Source organism: Maricaulis sp. (assembly GCF_017643475.1).
In the GTDB taxonomy this organism is placed as follows: Bacteria; Pseudomonadota; Alphaproteobacteria; order Caulobacterales; family Maricaulaceae; genus Maricaulis.
Map to the genome: position 1 here is coordinate 818,729 of NZ_JAEPNI010000001.1, position 14,738 is coordinate 833,466.

The 14,738-nt window shown below is 61.5% G+C and carries 16 protein-coding genes; 11 read left to right on the plus strand and 5 right to left on the minus strand.

Annotation, left to right across the window (positions count from 1 at the left end; genetic code table 11):
• Positions 1–80: 80 nt before the first annotated feature.
• Positions 81–911, plus strand: coding sequence for a methyltransferase domain-containing protein (locus JJ889_RS03855; RefSeq protein ID WP_291891629.1), 831 nt, complete (start codon positions 81–83; stop codon positions 909–911).
• Here the strand turns inward: JJ889_RS03855 and JJ889_RS03860 are convergent.
• Both JJ889_RS03860 and JJ889_RS03865 read right to left on the minus strand, forming a co-directional pair.
• Positions 908–1,666, minus strand: coding sequence for a class III extradiol ring-cleavage dioxygenase (locus tag JJ889_RS03860; protein WP_291891631.1), 759 nt, complete (start codon positions 1,664–1,666; stop codon positions 908–910). The genes JJ889_RS03855 and JJ889_RS03860 overlap by 4 nt on opposite strands.
• A complete protein-coding gene (locus JJ889_RS03865; protein WP_291891633.1) occupies positions 1,666–2,088 on the minus strand; it encodes a DoxX family protein in 423 nt (140 codons plus the stop codon). Before JJ889_RS03865 ends, JJ889_RS03860 begins: the two co-directional genes overlap by 1 nt.
• A 102-nt stretch (positions 2,089–2,190) precedes the next feature.
• On the opposite strand from JJ889_RS03865, the gene JJ889_RS03870 reads away from it, so the two are divergent.
• The 4 genes from JJ889_RS03870 (at position 2,191) to thiD (ending at position 5,713) form a co-directional block, all read left to right on the plus strand.
• Complete coding sequence (locus tag JJ889_RS03870; RefSeq protein ID WP_291891635.1) at positions 2,191–3,081, plus strand: LysR family transcriptional regulator; 891 nt, start codon at positions 2,191–2,193, stop codon at positions 3,079–3,081.
• A 73-nt stretch (positions 3,082–3,154) separates the two neighbouring features.
• Complete coding sequence (locus JJ889_RS03875) at positions 3,155–3,982, plus strand: hypothetical protein (RefSeq protein ID WP_291891637.1); 828 nt, start codon at positions 3,155–3,157, stop codon at positions 3,980–3,982.
• Between the two features lie 34 nt (positions 3,983–4,016).
• A complete protein-coding gene (locus JJ889_RS03880) occupies positions 4,017–4,904 on the plus strand; it encodes a tetratricopeptide repeat protein (RefSeq protein ID WP_291891639.1) in 888 nt (295 codons plus the stop codon).
• Positions 4,904–5,713, plus strand: a complete 810-nt coding sequence (gene thiD, locus JJ889_RS03885; protein WP_291891641.1) for a bifunctional hydroxymethylpyrimidine kinase/phosphomethylpyrimidine kinase — start codon at positions 4,904–4,906, stop codon at positions 5,711–5,713. Before JJ889_RS03880 ends, thiD begins: the two co-directional genes overlap by 1 nt.
• On the opposite strand, the gene JJ889_RS03890 is transcribed toward thiD, so the two are convergent.
• Both JJ889_RS03890 and JJ889_RS03895 read right to left on the minus strand, forming a co-directional pair.
• Positions 5,710–6,405 carry a hypothetical protein gene (locus JJ889_RS03890; RefSeq protein WP_291891642.1) on the minus strand — a complete coding sequence of 232 codons (696 nt, stop codon included), beginning with the start codon at positions 6,403–6,405 and terminating at the stop codon, positions 5,710–5,712. The two genes, thiD and JJ889_RS03890, sit on opposite strands and share 4 nt — an antisense overlap.
• A 9-nt stretch (positions 6,406–6,414) precedes the next feature.
• Complete coding sequence (locus tag JJ889_RS03895) at positions 6,415–7,299, minus strand: DMT family transporter (RefSeq protein ID WP_291891644.1); 885 nt, start codon at positions 7,297–7,299, stop codon at positions 6,415–6,417.
• A 216-nt stretch (positions 7,300–7,515) separates the two neighbouring features.
• On the opposite strand from JJ889_RS03895, the gene JJ889_RS03900 reads away from it, so the two are divergent.
• Positions 7,516–8,658: a phosphoserine transaminase gene (locus JJ889_RS03900; protein ID WP_291891646.1), complete on the plus strand. Its 1,143-nt coding sequence runs from the start codon at positions 7,516–7,518 to the stop codon at positions 8,656–8,658.
• 59 nt (positions 8,659–8,717) lie between these two features.
• Entirely contained in the window at positions 8,718–9,287 is a 570-nt protein-coding gene (locus tag JJ889_RS03905) for an acyloxyacyl hydrolase (RefSeq protein WP_291891648.1), read from the plus strand.
• Positions 9,288–9,336: 49 nt separating this feature from the next.
• On the opposite strand, the gene JJ889_RS03910 is transcribed toward JJ889_RS03905, so the two are convergent.
• Entirely contained in the window at positions 9,337–9,891 is a 555-nt protein-coding gene (locus JJ889_RS03910) for a hypothetical protein (RefSeq protein ID WP_291891650.1), read from the minus strand.
• A gap of 121 nt (positions 9,892–10,012) precedes the next feature.
• Between JJ889_RS03910 and JJ889_RS03915 the strand changes: the two genes are divergently transcribed.
• From JJ889_RS03915 to JJ889_RS03930, 4 genes are all read left to right on the plus strand, one after another.
• Positions 10,013–11,302, plus strand: coding sequence for an adenylosuccinate synthase (locus tag JJ889_RS03915; RefSeq protein WP_291891652.1), 1,290 nt, complete (start codon positions 10,013–10,015; stop codon positions 11,300–11,302).
• Positions 11,303–11,409: 107 nt separating this feature from the next.
• Positions 11,410–11,931, plus strand: a complete 522-nt coding sequence (locus JJ889_RS03920; RefSeq protein WP_291891654.1) for a hypothetical protein — start codon at positions 11,410–11,412, stop codon at positions 11,929–11,931.
• Positions 11,932–12,093: 162 nt separating this feature from the next.
• Positions 12,094–12,858 (plus strand): AraC family transcriptional regulator, encoded by a 765-nt coding sequence (locus JJ889_RS03925; RefSeq protein WP_291891656.1) that lies wholly within the window; start codon positions 12,094–12,096, stop codon positions 12,856–12,858.
• 258 nt (positions 12,859–13,116) lie between these two features.
• Positions 13,117–14,637 (plus strand): serine hydrolase, encoded by a 1,521-nt coding sequence (locus tag JJ889_RS03930; RefSeq protein WP_291891658.1) that lies wholly within the window; start codon positions 13,117–13,119, stop codon positions 14,635–14,637.
• Positions 14,638–14,738: the final 101 nt, after the last annotated feature.

A 14,738-nucleotide genomic window follows, 5' to 3' on the forward strand; every position in this document is an offset into this window, starting at 1 on the left:
AACTGAAATCGCTTTTTTCGGGCTGGTTTTGTCGCCAACTCGTGTTTAGCTGCGCAGCGATTTCAGCGGGGAGGCAGACTTTGAGCGAGACTGAGCTAGCCGAGGAAGATTATATCATCGGGACCAATGACGCGGAGCTGAAGCGGCTTGGTCTGCAGCACACGCTGTGGCGGGAATCCGGTCTGGGCGTCTGGCGTAGGGCGGGCATCCGGCCAGGTATGCGGGTGCTGGATGTGGGCTGTGGCCCCGGCTATGCGAGTTACGATCTGGCCCAGCTTGTCGGCCCGGAGGGCGAGGTCGTCGCAGTCGACCAGTCGGAGTTTTTCCTGGCGGCCCTGCGTGACAGCGCAAAAAGCCGCGGGCTGGACAATATCCGCACGGTTCATTCCTCGCTCGATGCATTTGACTGGCCAGAGGCCGAGTTCGACGCCGTCTGGACACGCTGGGTCTTGTGTTTCCTGCCGGACCCGCATGCGGCGCTCAAGGGCATCAAGCGGACGCTGAAGCCGGGTGGCGTGTTTGTGGCCCAGGAATATGTCGATTATCGCAGTTTCCGGCTGGAGCCGAGCGAGCCGGTGTTCGACCGCTTCGTGAGCGCGGTTGAGGCCAGCTGGGCGCATTTCCAGGGCGATCCGAATATTGCCCGGCGTTTCCCGGCCTGGTTTGCCGAATTGGGGCTGGAAATCGATGAGATGACGCCGGTCCTTTACGCCGCGCGTCCGTCAGATCCGATATTTCGCTGGCCAATCACCTGGCTTGAGGAAGCACCGGCCAGGCTGGTCGAGTTGGGCTTTCTTTCGCGCGAAGACGCTGAGGCGTTCCGGGACTTTCTCGCTCGGCGCGCGGCTGACCCGAACACATTGTTGATGACGCCTTGCGTGCTGACCAGCCGGGCCCGCAAGCCGGGTTAGAACTCCCAGATATCCATCGCCAGGGCAGAGCGGCTCCACGAAGTATGAAGGCACTGCCCGGGTCTGCCGCCTGCAGCCATCGCCACAAGAAGCGGTCGATAGTGCTCTGGCGTCGGGTGGTTTCGCTGTGCGTGCGGGACTGACCGCCAGGCCAGCGCGGCGTCGATATCACCTGTTTCAAGCGCGGGGAGAACAGCCTCGCGAAATTCTTCGGCGAAGTTGGCCACCGGGGCGGTTTCGGCCAACGGCAGGCTGTCGGCCAGCGAATGCGTGAGCGCGCCGGACCCTATGATCTGGATGTCCCGATCAATCAGCGCGGTCAACGCCCGGCCAAGCACCACACTGTCGCTATCGTTCTGACGGGGCAGGGAGAGTTGCAGGACCGGGGCATCGGCTTGCGGCCTGACAAGTGCCATCGGGACCCAGCTGCCATGATCGAGTCCACGGCGCTGGTTCAGGCGCACGGGCAAACCTTGCCGGTTAAGAAGCGTGGCAATGTGTCCGGCGATTTCGGCGGATCCGGCGACGGGATACTGAAATCGTTCCAGTTTCTCGCCGAACCCGCGGAAATCATGGATAGTATCGGGAGTGTCTGACGCCGTGATCTGCAGGTCGCCGGACTGCCAGTGTGCGGAAATCACCACATAGGCCCGTGGTGTCGGGCGCTCTCCCAGCATTTGCATGGCGCGATGCGCCGGCGTGTCCTTGATCAACACATCCGGCGCACCATGGGAGATGAAAAGCGGGCGGGGCATCACGCCTGCATGGCCCGTGGCAGGAAGGGGAGCTCCGGTGTGCGCAAGGCGAAGGCGCCAGCGCCGAGCATCGCCTGGACCAGCGTGGTGATGGTCAGGAAGAGTGGGAATTCCCAGCCGCCGCCTTCGGCGCTGAATACCCAGCCATTGCCCAGGTGAACAAGGGTGGCGCCCAGGGCTATCGGTACCAGGGCGAGTGCGATGATGCGGGTATAGGCTCCGGCGATCAAAAGCAGGCCACCGCCGATTTCGCCGACTATCACGAGATAGGCAAAGAAGCCGGGAAAGCCGAGGCTTTCGAAGAAGCCGACCGTGCCGGCCGGGGTGAAGACCAGAACCTTGAGCAGGCCGTGGGCCAGGAACAGGACACCGAGGCTGACGCGCAGCAGTGCCACTCCGTATTGGGATTGTTGGTCAGACATGTGTCTCTCCAGCGAGTTGATTGCGATGACGGAGAGATAGCGTTTTGACCCATTGGCGATAATTGGGTAATTTGGAGCAAGACAATTTCTCTGAGGGAACAAATGGATCGTATCGATGCCCTGCGACTGTTTTCATCGGTCGCCGAGCTGGGCTCCTTTACCCAGGCAGCGGAGCGAGAGGGTGTGACCCCGGGCGCGGCTTCCAAACAGATCACCGCCCTTGAAACGCGCCTGCAGGCGCGCCTGTTCGAGCGGACGACCCGATCGGTCCGTCTGACGGATGCGGGCGCCGCCCTGCTGGAGAGGGTGCGGCCCTGGCTGGATGAATATGATGCGCTGGAAGAAGGCGTGGCGGCGGCGACTTCAGCACCGGCCGGGTTGCTGCGGGTTTCTGCTCCCGTGGACTTCACCCCTCGCAAGCTGATCCTTCCGGTCTCCGACTTCATGAACAAGTGGCCGGGTGTCGAGGTGCGCCTTTCCATGGGTGATCGCATGGTCGATCTGGTCAATGAAGGATTCGACGTCGCAATTCGTATCGGAAATCTGCCGGACAGCGCGTTGATCGCGCGCCAGCTGGCGCCGGCGCAAATGGTGCTGGTCGCGTCACCTGCCTATCTCGAGGCTGCCGGAGTGCCAGAGCGACCGGAAGACCTCGCCCAGCACTCCGTTATCATCGATCGCAACAAGCCGGCCGCACAGCAGATCGTGCTGGAGCGGGGCGAGGAACGTGTGGAGGTGCGTATCAACGGCCGTCTTTCCCTGAACGGGGCTGTCGCAGCGGTCGAAGCAGCAGCAGCGGGGCTGGGTATTGTCGGCACGCCAGCCTGGGCCGCCGAGCAGGCGCTGTCGGAGGGGCGTGTCGTTCGCCTGCTGGACGACTGGCAACCTGAGCACCGGGACCTCTGGGCGGTTTTCCCGTCCTCGCGATACCTGGCTCATCGGGTCCGGCTTTTTGTCGACCATCTCAAGGCGCATTTTGCCGACGGGATCTGACCCGCCGAGGCTGTGATCATGTCCGGTTCATGTGTTAGGCTGTTTTTAGGCATCGTTTTCGATGGAGGGGAAAATGAGACAGTTACTGGTTCTGGCCATGGTGTGTACGGCCCTGGCCGCGTGTTCATCGACGACTGACCGCGGCGCTGGTGGCTTGGCGCTTTCCGCTTTCGACTACGCCCCGTCCGATGCCACGCGTCAGGCGGGCGCGCGCTTCGGGTATCAGCTTGCCGGCGACGGGGGGTGGCAGGGCGCCTTGGAGTTCGAGGAAAGCTCCGGCGTCCTCGCGGTGGTTTTCTCCATGACGGATGGCACCGAGGCCGAGCTGCGTGTTGGCATGCCCTATCTCGCTGACGGCGTACGCCGCTACCATGGTTCAACGGTAGACGGTCGCGAGGTTTTCGTAGAGCTGCAGGCCGGTCCGTGTGAACAGGGCGGTGACACGCTTACCCATTTCGCATTGGTGGCGATCGGCGGCGGTCAGTTCGAGGGCTGTGGCCTGGAACGTGCCGAGACCGATCGCTGGTCGAATTACCTGATGGAATTCATGCCCGCGATTGATGTCTGCCTGGCAGAGTTTGGCCGCCGCGCCCAGCATGTCTCGCTGGCCTACGCCCAGCCGGGCGGAACCACGGGGGTGCGTCTGGTCGATCAGGATGACGCGACCTGGGAGTGTACGACACGAGAGCAGGACGCGGCCATCAACTCCGTTCGCCAGCTCAATGCGGCCGATGCGATGTTGGGCGAGGGGGACCCGCATTTTGTCCGCTCTCGCATGCCGGGCATGGCTGAGGGGTGTTATATCTATGAATCAGTCCGCCGTGCGGACGGATCGCTGATCGGTGCCCTGGGATATGACACCTGCGACAGTGTCCCGGTGGCCGCGCTCAGCGGCTCTTAACCCGGTTTTAAACGGATAGGCGGAGGCAGGGATAATGAGACATTTTCTGCTTCTGCCCTGCCTGTTCCTCCTGAGCTCTGCAGCTCACGGCGAGCTGACTGACCTACGTGCCACATCTGTTGGCATGAACGGCTATGTCTGGTTCGGTTTCGACAACCAACCGGGCCAGGTTGAGTTCGAACAGACGGCGAGCGGTATGCGCCTGCGTGTTCATGGCGTTGATGTCAGCTCCCGCTCAATTTCCCCTGCTCACACGGATCTGGTTCAGGCTGTAACATTGCATGCAGAAACCGGCGGTGCCGTCATCGAGCTATCCTCCGCGCGTGAATGGACTGGATTGCAGGCCGAAGTTCGAGAGGGCGGCGTGCTGGTTTCAATTGATGTTGGAACGGGCAGCGGTCCAGACCTGGTCCGGAACGCCCCCCAACCTGCTCACACCGATCGCGTTGAGCCTGCCGCGGCAGCGCATTCGGAAACGGCGCCGACACCGGCGGTTGAGGTGCCTGTGCAAGCTCCGGCAGAAACCCCAGCGACGACAGAAGTTCCGCCGGAACCGATGGCGATCGCAACAGTGGCTGATGAAACCGCAAGCGAACCGGCTCCAGCCACACCCATGGATGAATGTGAACGCCTGGCGCAGGCTGTCGCGGACGATCCCTGGAATGAACGGCTTCTGGTTCCGCACGCGGCCTGCCTCGCCCAGCAGGGGCAGACGCGGGAGGCGAACGGCATCTATCGTCAGGTCCTGGCCTTCGAGCCGGAGAATTATGCAGCGGCCGTGGAGCTGGCCGAGTTGGAGGTTCGTGCCGGCAACGCTGATGCGGCGCTGCAGCTTTACCGCCAGGCCGCCGGCCATGCCCGGTCCGATGCCCAGGCCGCGGCGGCCCTGGATCGCGCCCGCGCCCTGGAGAACCGCCAGTAATGTCTTCCAGCCAGCATCGCGGCCGTGTCCTGATCATTGCCGGATCCGATAGTGGCGGCGGGGCCGGTATCCAGGCAGACATCAAGGCTGTTTCGGCCCTGGGCGGGTATGCGGCGACTGCGATCACGGCCATTACCGTCCAGAACACGCTGGGTGTAACCGGCATCCACGCCGTGCCCGAACAGATCATCGCCGACCAGATGCGGGCCGTGCTCGATGATATCGGTGCCGATGTCATCAAGACTGGCATGCTGGCCAGCCGGTCGGTGATTGAAACGGTGGTGGAGACGCTGGAAGAGGCCGCACCGGATGTACCGCTGGTGGTCGATCCTGTTATGATTGCCACTTCGGGTGATGCGCTGGTGGATGATGGCGCGGAAAGCGTGATCCGGGAACGATTGCTGCCCCGTGCGGATCTGGTCACGCCCAATAGCGACGAGGCCCGGCGACTGACCGGGGTCGATGTCACAGATCTGCATACGCAGATCGAGGCGGCGAAGGCCCTTCGCGAAATGGGCGCTTCGGCGGCACTGGTTAAAGGCGGGCATGTGGACAGTTCCAGCGTCCGCGATGTGCTGGTCTCCCAGCGCGGCCTGGAGATCATGGAGCGACCGCGCCTCGACACGCCCCATACCCATGGTACCGGATGTACGCTGGCTGCGGCGATCACAGCCCTGCTGGCACAGGGTCATGCCTTGCCGGAAGCGACCGAACAGGCCGGCGATTATCTGCACGAGGCGATCAAGCGCGCGCCGGGATTTGGCCGCGGACATGGTCCGGTGGATCATATGTGGGTGGTGCGGGATTAGGCTATGGCCGAGAGCGAGGCCTTCAAACTCTCAAGGTAGTGGGTTGAGCGCACACCGGTTTGCATGACAATGCCATGGTGCAGACTTGGTCGCTCTAAGACCTGGTCAATCTTCGTGCGCGCATCGTCGATACGACGATCGGCGATCATCGCGCAGACCAACAAGGCGCTATGCGGCGGTCTTGTGTCTGGACCTTCATCCATCAGCCCTTCGAGCCATACTGAAAACGGCGTACTACCCACGGTCTTGGCGGCGGATTGAGCGCGGGTGCAGGCGTGCTTAACAATCAGGTCTGCAGTATCTGAAGCTTGGTTGGCGTCGCTGATCTCAACTGCGCCCGCAATGCTCGCCCAACACTGGAAGGCAGCTGACGCTCTGAATGACAATGGCTGTCTTTCGTTATCTTCCAGGCCGAGCGCCTGCCAAAGGATGCTATCAACTTCCATTGGTTTGAGTTCGATCAGAACACTCGTGTGATCGGCGTTGAGAAACGAGTTGACCCGGAGGCACACGAATAGCCCGTCAATCTGCTTGAAAAGTGTATTGCTATTGAGACGCCATCCGCTTCCCTTCAATCGGGTCCGCACTTCTCTGAGAAGGTTCTTGGAAAAAATGCGGCGGCTTTTGGCAAAGCTCCGGTCGACAGTGACCGGCTCGGCTGGGCGATTATCGATTATGGATGGCCGCTGCACCTTCAGCTCCTAGCGTTTCCGCGCGATCCACACGCCGGCCAGGATGATTGCGAGGGCCAGCAGTGCTGTCCAGCCGATGCTTTCACCGATGATGTAACCTGTGACGACTGCCGCGACGGGTGTGAGATAATTGACGATCGCCAGGAAGCCCGGACCGGCCGTGCGCGCAATCTGCATCAGCATGACCGAGGCGATTGCTGTTGGCGCCAGCGCCAGCCAGACCACCGAGGCCCATGCCGTCATGGGTACGGCGTCCACCTGGGTCAGCTCCCACAAGCCCATGGGCAGGGAGAGCAGGGCAGCCGTGATCAGCATTCCTGCGCCGGACACCGAGGGCGAGGTTTCCGGCAGCATACGCGCCATGACGGCGTTGATGCCGTAACACACCGCGGCGCCGACGACGGCGATCTGAGCGACGAAGGAACTGTCGAAAATTCCCTGCAGGGCGCTGGGGCCCATCAACACGACAACGCCGCCGAAACCCACAAGGAAACCGATCAGCTTGCGGGCATTCATGCGCTCGCCGGGAACAAAGACATGAGCCAGGCCCAGCGTCGCCAGCGGCATGGTCGCCACCAGAATACCGGTCAGGGCACTGTCCAGGCTGAGCTGGCCCCAGGCGATCAGGAAGAAGGGCAGGGTGTTTCCGAAAAAGCCCAGCCCGGTAAACCAGAGCCAGCGCTTGTCCGTCAGCGGTGGCATGCGTCGGCCACGGAATATCGCCCAGGCCAGCAGGATCAGTGCGGCCAGGGTCAGGCGCACAAAGATGAGCGCCATCGGCGGCAGGAAGTCGACTGTATAGCCAATGAAGGCAAAGGCGGAGCCCCACAAGACGGTGAGGATGCCGAGTGCGATCCAGTTCTGGACTGTCGGCTGAGCCGGGGTTTGTGTCACGCCGCTGCGCCTCCGCTGGACACGCTTTTGCTGGTGCCGTAACCGGGTTGAGCCGAAGCTATGAAAAAATGACGTGTCAGGATCATGGAGTTTGCTCTTGCCCGTAACGTGGCGGGGCGTCAACGTGATGACTGAATCGTCTCTATCCTGCCCAACGGAGTTATGCCCGTGTCCGAGATCACGCACGCCCCCGCCAAAAGCAGATATCAAAAGCCCATGCTCAAGCCGGCGGATCCGCGGTTTTCCTGTGGCCCGGTGAAGAAACATCCCGGCTGGAGCTGGGAGAGCCTGATTGATGCGCCGCTCTCGCGGACGCATCGAACGGGGTCTGCCGTGGCACGGATCAAGGAGGCCATTGATCGCACGCACGCGCTGCTGGAACTGCCCGAGGACTATCATGTCGCCATCATTCCGGGATCGGATACCGGCGCGATGGAAGCAGCGATGTGGTCGCTGCTGGGTGTTCGTGGCGTGGATGTGTTCGGCTGGGATGTGTTCGGTAATCGCTGGATCCTTGATGCTCGTGACGAGCTGAAACTCGAGGATCTGCGCATCTTCCAGGAAAAGGCCGGAACATTGCCGGACCTGTCGCAATATGATGGCAAGCGCGACGCGATCTTCACGTTGAACGGCACGGCTGCCGGTGTTTGGATCCCGGGGTATGACTGGATTGATGCGGATCGGGAGGGGCTTACGATCTGTGACGCGACGTCCGGTGCCTTTGCGGTGGATATCGACTGGTCCAAGATCGATGTGCTGACGTTCTCGTGGCAGAAATGCCTGGGCGGCGAGGCTCAGCACGGCATGCTGGTCATGGGGCCGCGGGCGATCGAACGCCTCAATACCTACAAACCTTCCTGGCCGATCCCGGGGCTGTTCGCGTTGCACAAGGGCGATCAGGCGAACATGAAGGTTTATGAAGGCTCGACCCTGAACACACCGTCCCTGATGGCGGTCGAGGATTACGTCGCCGCGTGTAAGTGGGCGTCAAAGATTGGTGGCCTGCCGGCACTGGTGAAGAGATCGAGCGAGAATTTTGCGGCGCTGGATGCCTGGGTGCAGGACAGTGCATGGGCCGAGTATCTGTGCGAGAACCCGGAGCATCGTTCCCAGGTATCCGTGACGCTGAAATTCAAGGACCCGCAGGTGCTGTCGCTCGATATCGAGACGCAGTGGGCCTTCTCCAGGAAGATCGTCTCCCTGCTGGAGCGGGAAAACGCCGGGCTGGACATCATCATGCACCGCGACAGCGTGCCGGGCATTCGCATCTGGTGCGGCCCGACGATCGAGCGTGATGATTTGGCCGCACTTGGTCCCTGGCTTGACTGGGCCTATGGCGAAGCGCTGGACGCGCTCTGAGCAACAGGTTAGTTGTGAGGGCAGATTTCGCCGCTTACGCGAGTTTCCAGGGGGATATCATGACACGTTGGATGACCGCCGCTGCTGCTGCAGCACTTCTCTCCGGTATGGCTTCGGCCCAGGACGAGGGTATCGAGTTCCGTTTTGGCGTGACCGCTCATGATCTTGCCGACCATGTCGAGGACGGCCCGAATGTGACCCTGGAATTGCTCTTCGAGAGCCCTGATTTCCTCGAGCCTTTGTGGTCGCCCCGTCCGTTTGTCTACGGCTCGTTCAATACCAATGGCCTGACCAATTTCGGTACGGCCGGTCTGGCGTGGGATTGGGACCTCGGCGGCAACTGGGACATCGAATATACTTTTGGCCTCTCCTATAATGATGGCGTGAAGGACATCGACCAGAACTCGCCTCCGGGTGATCCGGAACGTATCCGCCTGGCCACGACGCGCGCGCTGATGGGCAGTCACATTCTGTTCTATAACGGGCTGGGCCTGGACTATGACCTCTCGGACAACTGGTCCGTGGGCGCCTATTACGAGCACATTTCCCACGGCCAGATCCTGGCGTCCGGTCGCAACCAGGCCCTGGACAATGCTGGGGTTCGCCTGAGCTACCGTTTCGGTCGTTGAGGCATCCCGTTCGGTTTGCCAGCTGCCGCGTTAGCGACCCTCGCCATCATCATTCCCCGCGAGCCATTGCCGCTTCCTCGGCACGTGGATCGTCCGCTTTGCGCACATAGATGCCGGTGAAGACACCCTGCCAGTTGCCATCGGCGTCCTGTTGTTCAAAGAACTGGCGCACCGTGCCGTCTTCCAGCGGTGTCCAGGTGCCGCGCAATCCGGCGCGTACATCCGTCTGGACGAGGTAGGACTCGCCGGTCAGGACCATGGCGCCATTCTCATCCAGTCCGCCTGAATAGTCGATATACCAGCCATTGCTCATCCAGACCTGTCGCCAGGCGCTGATCAACGGGTCATAGATGTTGATGCTGTTGCCGGCATTGCCGCTGGCGCCGACCCAGTGTTCGGTGACCAGGCAGCCGCCATTGATGCGTTCGATCGTGTTGTGACCGAGATAGGGGCCGTCATCGGGAGCGTAGACATTCCACTCGCCGACCCAGAAGTCGAAATCGTCATGGATGTCGGACGTACAGGCCGGCGGCGGTGTTTGTGCGCTGGCCATGGTCGTGATGGAAAAAACAGCTGCTGAAGCTAAAAGAATTCGAAAAAGCATGTCGTCCTCCGCACTGAACGAAGATGATCCTGCCGATGTGTGTCCTTGCGTGCAAATAAATCTGGCCCCGCTCACGCCTTCGTGACAGAAGTGCCTCCCGCATAGAGCACTGGAGAATGACATGGCCAATGTGACTGTTGTGGGCGCCCAATGGGGCGATGAAGGCAAGGGCAAGCTGGTGGACTGGTTGTCCCATCGCGCCGATGTCGTCGCGCGATTCCAGGGTGGTCATAATGCCGGTCATACCCTGGTCGTGGGCGAGAAAGTCTACAAGCTCTCCCTGCTGCCTTCCGGCGTTGTGCGCGGAAAACTCTCGGTTATTGGCAATGGCGTGGTTGTTGATCCCTGGGCCTTCGTGTCCGAGGTCGAGCGCATCCGCGAACAGGGTGTCGACATCACCCCGGACGTTGTGAAGATCTCCGAGACCGCTGCCCTCATCCTGCCGATCCACCGCGAGCTCGATGCCATGCGCGAGAATCGCGATGACGGCGAAGCCATCGGCACGACACGCCGGGGCATCGGTCCGGCTTATGAGGACAAGGTCGGACGCCGCGCGGTTCGGGTTGTCGATCTGGCAGACGAGGACGCGTTGCGCGCCCGTGTCGCCGACATTCTCTTCCACCACAACTCCCTGCGCCGGGGTATGGGCCAGCCGGAATATGATGCCGACAAGCTGGTCGCTGAAATCCTCGAGATCGCACCGAAAATCCTGCCCTATTCCGCACCGGTCTGGCGCGACCTGCAGGCGGCCATCAAGGACGACAAGAAAATCCTGTTTGAAGGCGCCCAGGGCGCGCTGCTCGATGTCGACCACGGCACCTATCCCTTTGTGACCTCCTCGAACACGCATTCCGGCCAGGCCGCTGCGGGCACGGGGTTGGGACCGAAGGATGTCGGTTACGTGCTCGGTATCGCCAAGGCCTATATGACCCGCGTGGGCGAAGGCCCGTTCCCGACCGAGCTGCACGACGAAATCGGCCAGCGCATCGGCGAACAGGGGCATGAGTTCGGCGTGGTCACCGGCCGCAAGCGCCGCTGTGGCTGGTTTGATGCCGTCATCACCCGCCAGACCCTGGCCCAGGGCGGTGTCACCGGCGTCGCGCTGACGAAGCTGGACGTGCTGGACGGATTCGACGAGATCAAGGTCTGCGTCGCTTATGAACTCGATGGCGAGCGTCTCGACTACCTGCCGGCTGGCAAGGAAGCCCAGGCCAATGTCAAACCGGTCTATGAGACACTGCAGGGCTGGTCCGGCTCCACCGCCGGCGCGCGGTCCTGGGCGCAGCTCCCGGCCGAAGCGGTCAAATATGTCCGCCGCCTGGAAGAACTGATCGAATGCCCGATCGCGCTCGTCTCAACCTCGCCGGAACGCGAAGACGTCATCTTGATGCAGGACCCGTTCCGGGGTTAGGTGCGGGGCGCTTCCACTAAAATTCGCCTCAAACTTGGCCTCGCAATTTGAGCCTCGCTTAAAACGTCACTGGCAGGCTCCTCCTCACGAAATTGAGGGAGAGCCCCATGGCCCTGGTTCGAATGCGTACCCTGATGGCGATTGTCGCCAGTGTGTCTGCCCACCTGGTCTTTGCCAGTGCGGCCTTTGCCAATGACTGCACCCGCTTTGCCGAACATCGCGACAGCTATCTCTACCGGACCAGTGCCGGCATGGAGCAGGCGCTGGCACAGATGGCCCAGCAGCGCGGAGTTCCGGTCGAGGCGGCTGCGTTCTACTGGGGAGGCGATCTGATGCGGGCCAATGACCCGGCCAGCCTGCGCTCACTCTCGCTTTTGACCCTGGCCAGTTATGGCTGGCGCAACAATACCGATCGTGCCGAAACGGCGATGGCGCGGATTTTCAACGAGCGGGGGCACGCCTTTGCCGGACTGCTTGTCGGGCTGATGCTGTCGGATGAGCAGGGGCAGGCGGATTTCTACCAGGCGCGTGCCTATCTGGCCGATGCCTCCCGAGCCGGCAGCAGCGATGCGGAAGCCTTCCTGGCCCTGTACGACCGCTGTCATCGCAGGGCCATGGCCTTCAACTGACTTGCCTGCAAGGTAGGGGGATTGCTCAGGCGCCGATCTCTTTTGAGGTCGGCGTTTTTGCACGCTAGGGAAGACGGACTCGGGACTCTTGCAGTTGTTTCATCATCCAAACAGGTGGTGGGAAGCATCTGTGGAATATGACGAGTGTGAAGCGAGTAGAAAATGCCAATCCGTCAAAAGACCCTGTTTGAAACCCAAGGCCTGTGTGTGCGCCTCAGCCATTATGGTGCTGACGAGGCCATGGATGCACATGGGCATGACTACCACCAGGTCTCCTGGTTGCTGGCTGGAGAGATGGCCGAGTGTATCGCCCGCAGTGACTGCGAGATCCTGCAGCCCGCGCGAGGCGTGAAGCCCGCCGGCTGCATGCACGCCAATGTCTATGGTCGTCAGGGTTCGCTCATTCTTTCCGCCAATCTGGACTGTGACGCCATGCGGGGATTTCTGCCTCGTGGCGAGCTGGACTGGGGTTGGGGAGAAAGCGAGGACGGTAATGCCCATGTCCACGCATTGATGAATGTCATCGCCACGAGTGGTGCGCTGGCGCGTGATGCCGTCGCGGATTTGCTGGCCAGTGCCGGTTCGGTCTCCCGGGGGCGTGATGCCGAGATACCGGCCTGGCTGACGCGCGTGCGAGAGCAATTGCGCGATGATGAATTTGCACCCGACCTGGAAAGCCTGGCCGAGGGCGCCGGCGTTCACCGGGTGCACCTGTCGCGCAGTTTTGCCCGGCATTTCGGCGTACCGCCCAGCGTCTATCGTGCCCGCAGCCGGGCCGCGATGGGATTGAGCCGTCTGGTCAACGGTGCGGAACCGGCCATGGCCGCCATCGAGGCAGGCTTCGCCGACCAGGCGCACTTTACTCGATGGGTCAAGAAAATGACCGGCCTGCCCCCCCGAAAGCTGCAACGTCTCATGGCAGTGTGAACCAGACCCGCTTTGGCAACGAAGCGGGTCTTTTCCTGTCTGAACCAATTTTCAGACTGGCGTTACATGCGTTCAAGAACGCGACCGTGCTGCCCGGTACATTCAGCTCATAGAGTTGGAAGGCGGTTATCTTCTCCGGGGTGTTATCTTTGTTATGAAGATAATTCTTCTTCGGGAGGTCGAATTAAAAGCAACGCGAAGATGAGCTACCCCTTCTCTGTCTCCCGGGAGACCGGCAACGAACAAGGAGAACCTCTCATGGTTAAATCTGCGCTTTTGGCCGCTGCGGCGACTATCGGGCTGAGCGCATCTGCCCTCGCGGAAACCCCGCAAGGCGCGGCCGATCAGCTTCGTGACTTCCTCAATCGTTTCGAAAATCTTGGACCGGGTTATGCGACTGTCGTCGTCACGGCTGACGATGTTCTGCTGAACCATGTTTCCGGCGAGCGTCGCGCCTCCACCGGCGCACCGCTGACGGCGGACACGCCGATCTATATTGCGTCCCAGACCAAGGCCTATCTCGGTCTTGTCGCCGCTGTCCTCGACGGGCGTGGTGTGTTCTCCCTGGATGCGACCATCGGCGATGTCTGGCCGGATCTGGGTGAGGCCGGTGGTGTCGACATTCGTGGGTATACGATGAGCGATCTTCTGAGCCACCAGGTGCCGATCAATGTTGGCGTGATCAACATGATTGAAGCCTATTCCATGACGATCAATCCGGCTGACTATCCGCGCCTGATCGAGAATTTCGGCGAGGCTCGAGATGAGGGCTTCGAGTACGACAATCTCGGCTATAATATTTACGCTGCGCTGCTGGAAACGGCGACCGGCAAGAGCTGGCAGGACTGGATGGACGAGGTGCTCTTCGATCCGCTGGGCATGGACAGCACGTCTGCGCGCACCTCCGACTACAGCCTGGATGAGCTGTCCTGGAGCCATATCTGGCAGGGTGAGGAGCTTGGCTGGTACGAACAGCGGCCCAAGACCGATCACATGATGCAGTCTGCCGGTGGCCTGGTAACCTCCACCAATGACATGGCTGTCTGGCTGCAGATGCAGCTGCGTGGCGAAGGCCCGGCCGGTTCCGGCATCTCCGCCAATGCCGTCAGCACAGCCCAGCAGGGTTATGTCCAGACGGGCATGGAAGACCGCCGCAATGCCTATGAGCTGGTCTGCAGCGAGTACACACTGGGCTGGAATGTCTGTGATTTCGAGGGCTATGAAGTCCACATCCACGGCGGTGGTTATATCGGCGCCCGCACGCAGATGGCTTTCGTTCCGGAACTGGGTGTCGGCATCGCCGCCTTTGCCAATTCCGACAACAATACCGGTTGGGTCACCAGCCGCACGATCAACATGTATCTGCAATTCCTTGTCGAACACGAGGATGCCGAGGCCTGGTCGACCCGTCGCCCGGAGATCTACTCCCAGCGTGAGGGCCGTCTGCTGGAATTCCGTCAGGGTCGTGACGCCGAGGATCGTGCCAATGAGCAATGGGGTGGATGGAGCTGGGCGCCGAGCCATGACGAGCTGCGCCAGTTCGTGGGCACCTATTCCACCGGTGAACCCTATCTGGATGTCCAGGTGGTTTACGAGAACGGGGCGCTGACGGCGATGTGGGGCGATGCACCTTACCCGCTAACCCCGGCCCAGCAGGATCTGTTCGGTGCGCAGCCCTACGCCTTCGAGGGCCGTGAGGCTTTCAGCTTCGAGCGTGATGACAGTGGTCGCGTGGTCTCCATGACCTGGGGTGACGACACCTACGCCCGCACACAGTAACACCTGTTCAGCCCGTCCTGTGCCGCACTGGGGCTGTCAGGTGTTCCGTCGGAGTTCACCCGGGTTATCGAGCTTCGGCGGGGCAGCAATTTCACTTGCGC

Coding starts and splice junctions, on each gene's coding strand:
- thiD (WP_291891641.1), top strand. CDS start 4,904: ATGTCTTCCAGCCAGCATCGCGGCCGTGTCCTGATCATTGCCGGATCC.
- JJ889_RS03925 (WP_291891656.1), top strand. CDS start 12,094: ATGCCAATCCGTCAAAAGACCCTGTTTGAAACCCAAGGCCTGTGTGTG.
- JJ889_RS03905 (WP_291891648.1), top strand. CDS start 8,718: ATGACACGTTGGATGACCGCCGCTGCTGCTGCAGCACTTCTCTCCGGT.
- JJ889_RS03865 (WP_291891633.1), bottom strand. CDS start 2,088: ATGTCTGACCAACAATCCCAATACGGAGTGGCACTGCTGCGCGTCAGC.
- JJ889_RS03930 (WP_291891658.1), top strand. CDS start 13,117: ATGGTTAAATCTGCGCTTTTGGCCGCTGCGGCGACTATCGGGCTGAGC.
- JJ889_RS03880 (WP_291891639.1), top strand. CDS start 4,017: ATGAGACATTTTCTGCTTCTGCCCTGCCTGTTCCTCCTGAGCTCTGCA.
- JJ889_RS03860 (WP_291891631.1), bottom strand. CDS start 1,666: ATGCCCCGCCCGCTTTTCATCTCCCATGGTGCGCCGGATGTGTTGATC.
- JJ889_RS03875 (WP_291891637.1), top strand. CDS start 3,155: ATGAGACAGTTACTGGTTCTGGCCATGGTGTGTACGGCCCTGGCCGCG.
- JJ889_RS03870 (WP_291891635.1), top strand. CDS start 2,191: ATGGATCGTATCGATGCCCTGCGACTGTTTTCATCGGTCGCCGAGCTG.
- JJ889_RS03915 (WP_291891652.1), top strand. CDS start 10,013: ATGGCCAATGTGACTGTTGTGGGCGCCCAATGGGGCGATGAAGGCAAG.
- JJ889_RS03920 (WP_291891654.1), top strand. CDS start 11,410: ATGGCCCTGGTTCGAATGCGTACCCTGATGGCGATTGTCGCCAGTGTG.
- JJ889_RS03900 (WP_291891646.1), top strand. CDS start 7,516: ATGCTCAAGCCGGCGGATCCGCGGTTTTCCTGTGGCCCGGTGAAGAAA.
- JJ889_RS03910 (WP_291891650.1), bottom strand. CDS start 9,891: ATGCTTTTTCGAATTCTTTTAGCTTCAGCAGCTGTTTTTTCCATCACG.